At 64.9% G+C, this 3,094-nt stretch carries 4 protein-coding genes; 2 read left to right on the top strand and 2 right to left on the bottom strand.

Going from position 1 to position 3,094, the window contains the following annotated elements; all coding sequences use genetic code 11:
• Nucleotides 1-241: 241 nt before the first annotated feature.
• Nucleotides 242-1,372 carry a DUF3344 domain-containing protein gene (locus tag GA0115259_RS33705; RefSeq protein WP_093603960.1) on the bottom strand — a complete coding sequence of 377 codons (1,131 nt, stop codon included), beginning with the start codon at nucleotides 1,370-1,372 and terminating at the stop codon, nucleotides 242-244.
• Between the two features lie 275 nt (nucleotides 1,373-1,647).
• On the opposite strand from GA0115259_RS33705, the gene GA0115259_RS33700 reads away from it, so the two are divergent.
• On the top strand, nucleotides 1,648-1,887 hold the full coding sequence (locus GA0115259_RS33700) for a chaplin (RefSeq protein WP_093603958.1): 240 nt from the start codon (nucleotides 1,648-1,650) through the stop codon (nucleotides 1,885-1,887).
• Nucleotides 1,888-2,202: 315 nt separating this feature from the next.
• Nucleotides 2,203-2,574 (top strand): hypothetical protein, encoded by a 372-nt coding sequence (locus tag GA0115259_RS42415; RefSeq protein WP_237540686.1) that lies wholly within the window; start codon nucleotides 2,203-2,205, stop codon nucleotides 2,572-2,574.
• 118 nt (nucleotides 2,575-2,692) lie between these two features.
• Here the strand turns inward: GA0115259_RS42415 and GA0115259_RS33690 are convergent.
• Nucleotides 2,693-3,094 (bottom strand): vitamin K epoxide reductase family protein (locus GA0115259_RS33690; protein ID WP_272921248.1); only part of this gene is annotated, 402 nt, incomplete at its 5' end.

The raw sequence follows: 3,094 nt of genomic DNA, 5'->3' as shown, positions 1-3,094 counted from the left end.
CGGCCCGCCGCCTCGGCGAGCGGGCCCTCCGCCGGACAGGCGACGGCGACGCGGACGCCGGCGTCCACCTGGGCGCCGACCAGATCGAGGACCACACGGGCCACTCCGCCGTCGACCGGCTGAACGAGATGGAGTGCTGTGAAGCCGGTCCCGGAACGGTGCCGTTGTGCCTGCACGCGCAACTCTTTCCACTCGTCACTACAGAAAAGCGATCCCTGGAGCGGGCTGGAGTCGCCCGGCGTCAACTCCGTGCATCCGCCTCTACGAAAAACGCACCCAGCCAGACGGAGTCACGCTTACTGCTGAATCGAACGCTAAGCCGATCACCGCCAGAGACAAAAGCACCACGCAGGTCGAACACGTCCGCGTCATAGCCAAGAGTGTTCACATAAGAGGGTTGTCGTTCCTTCACTGACGCACCGAACTCCGTAATACTGGAATTCATCACATCATCTGATGGATTAGCTTTGTTGGAGAGCTTCACTCGCTTGCCGCGATCGGTTTGCGCGGTCAGTGAATCGCCGCGGATTCCACGGTCGCCGTCGTACGCGACGACTCCCAGCCGTCCGGCCGCTCGCGCCGGCACACGCAGCGAACCGACATCGATACGTAGCTGTGTCTGATTCGTACTGTCCGTGCGGTCCGTGCCGACCGTGCCGACCGATTCGAATCCGTCCCAGAGCGAGAGATGACGCAGCGGGGCATCGTCCTTCTCATAGGCGACGACCAGGCTCCAGCCGCCCCAGGCACCGACCCGGGAACGCCCCATGGCCACATTGATCTGTGCCACGGTGTACATCCCGGGACCGCTGGTCCTGACGAGAGGCGTCACATCCGCGGATGCCTGAAAGGCGTCCGCGCCATCGCCTGTACGGTGCCCGATCAGCGAGTCCGCGCGTACCCACTTGTACTGCCCGCCCGGTTCCGCGAGCAGCACCTGGCCGTTGTCCTCGGCCGGCTTCTGCTCTCCGACCAGCAGATTCCCGCCCCAGTACAGCCGCGCGTAACTGACCCGGGAGCCCGCGGGCAGCCGGAGCCTGGCCCGCGTGGAGTTGTAGGTGTTCGGGTCCTTGTCGACATCCGCGTAGAACATCTCGAAGCGCTGATTGGCCGCGGCGGCACCGGCGCGGGCGGATACACAGGCCTGAGGAGTTTTCGCCGTCACGGTCCGGCAGGAGACAGCCGAATTGGCTGCCCGCGCGATACCTCCGTGCTGCACCACGTGATAGCGCCGCCCGAAGGGAATACGGGATTCCTCCTCGGCCCCGGCCCCGGTCACCGGCACGGCGGAAAAAGCCACCGCCGACACCGCGAGAAAGAGCAGACCGCATACCCAGCCACGTCTCACAGCAAGAACCGCCGAATTCCGCATATGTGCTCTCCGTCTCGAAGACCGAAACAAGAAGGCACCTTTACAGAGGGCAGAGTGAAAATCACGTCAGACGCGCTGAAAGGTGCTGACCGTACAAGAACACTCCGGAGTACGGTCGCCGGGGTACGCCTCCGCTACCAGACGCGGGAGCACTCCTGGTGGAGCGTCACTCATTCGGGCGCGCAACCGATGGTCCAGTCAGACGTTGATGCATAAGTCGGGCAAACGCGCCCGGCGTTTATGCCATCTCATTACGTACCGAGGAGCGCTTCTCCATGTCGCGTATCGCCAAGGCTGTTGTTCTCTCCACCGCGGCCGCCGCCGCTGTCGCCGGCACCTCCGGCGTCGCCTTCGCCGACGCCGACGCGCAGGCTGCGGCTGTCGGCTCCCCGGGCGTTCTGTCCGGCAACATCGTCCAGATTCCGATCCACGTGCCCCTGAACCTCTGCGGCAACACCCTCGACATCATTGGTCTGCTCAACCCGACCTTCGGGAACGTCTGCCTCAACAAGTGACCGGATTCGCCGTCGCCTGAGACGTCACACGCGAGAGCCGCTCGTCCCTTCGGGGACGGAGCGGCTCTTCTGTTTTGCCTCCGAGGACCTTCGCCGAGGATCTCCGCCCTCAACGACGCGGAGGCACATTCGATACGAGGAACGGTCGGGTCCCCTTCATTCGAGTGGCCCGTCCAGAATTCGCACCTGACAGAGTTTCCGCCGCGCCGAGGAATCGTTACTCATGACGAGGCCACCTCGGGAAAACTCCCAAGTGGCCTGTGCGAAACGAGAGTTGTTCCGTCATCCGACACCGCTGAGAGAAGGATTCCCGATATGAAGCCCATGAAGATCGCCGCGGTCGTCGCCTGTTCCGTCATGGCCCTGGGTGCCGCCGCCCCGGCCTTCGCCGCCGATGCCCCACTCACTCCGTCCAGCCTGAACGGCGCTCTGGATGCGGTTGCCAGCAATGGACTGCGTGACGGATCGCCGCTCAAGACCAACGCGCTGGACACGGAGAACGAGGGCTCGGTCATCAACGCGGTGAAGAAGACCACGGACGGGCTGAACAAGAAGGGCACGGGGAAGGGGAAGGGCGCCGGCAAGGGCAAGGGAGCGAGCAAGGGCAAGGGAGCCGCCAAGTCGACGGACAAGGGCGCGGTCGCGGGCGCGGGCAAGCTGCTCGGCGGGCTCTCGCTCGGCAAGTGACTCCGCAGGGCCGTCCGTTGGGTCTTCCGAGCCCTCCGGTGAGCCCTCCGTAGCGCCTTTCTGCCGGATGCTGCCGGGCCCGCGAGGGCCCGGACTTCCGCTCAACCTGCCTACGTGCTCAGCTTGTCCAGAAGTCCCACCAGCGCGTCAGGATGAGCATCCCGATGACGCCGATCCACAGCACGGGCGGCGCCCAGTGGAACTCGCTCAGCGCACCGCGCAGACGAGCGGGAACGGGCAGGATCCGGTGCTCGACGTTGTGCACGGTGACATAGCAGAACATCACGATGGTGGCGATCCAGGCCAGAGAGCACCACAGGCAGAGCGAGTTGATGCTGTACAGGGACTGGTACTGAAGCCAGGTGCAGAACCCGACACCGAAGAGCGTGCCCGCGTTCAGCCCGAGCCAGAACCAGCGCCGGTAACGCGCTCCGGCCAGCAGTCCCACGCCGATACCGAACACCACGGCGTAGGTCACCAGCCCGAGCATCGGATTCGGGAAGCCGAAGACCGACGCCTG

The sequence above is a fragment of the Streptomyces sp. MnatMP-M17 genome, assembly GCF_900091995.1.
In the GTDB taxonomy this organism is placed as follows: Bacteria; Actinomycetota; Actinomycetes; order Streptomycetales; family Streptomycetaceae; genus Streptomyces.
The sequence above is the reverse complement of the archived record's forward strand: the minus strand, read 5'-3'. Positions and strand labels throughout refer to the sequence as shown.

Bases quoted from the DNA above. Each gene is read 5' to 3' on its own strand.
- GA0115259_RS42415 (WP_237540686.1), top strand. From the start codon at position 2,203: ATGAAGCCCATGAAGATCGCCGCGGTCGTCGCCTGTTCCGTCATGGCC.
- GA0115259_RS33700 (WP_093603958.1), top strand. From the start codon at position 1,648: ATGTCGCGTATCGCCAAGGCTGTTGTTCTCTCCACCGCGGCCGCCGCC.
- GA0115259_RS33705 (WP_093603960.1), bottom strand. From the start codon at position 1,372: ATGCGGAATTCGGCGGTTCTTGCTGTGAGACGTGGCTGGGTATGCGGT.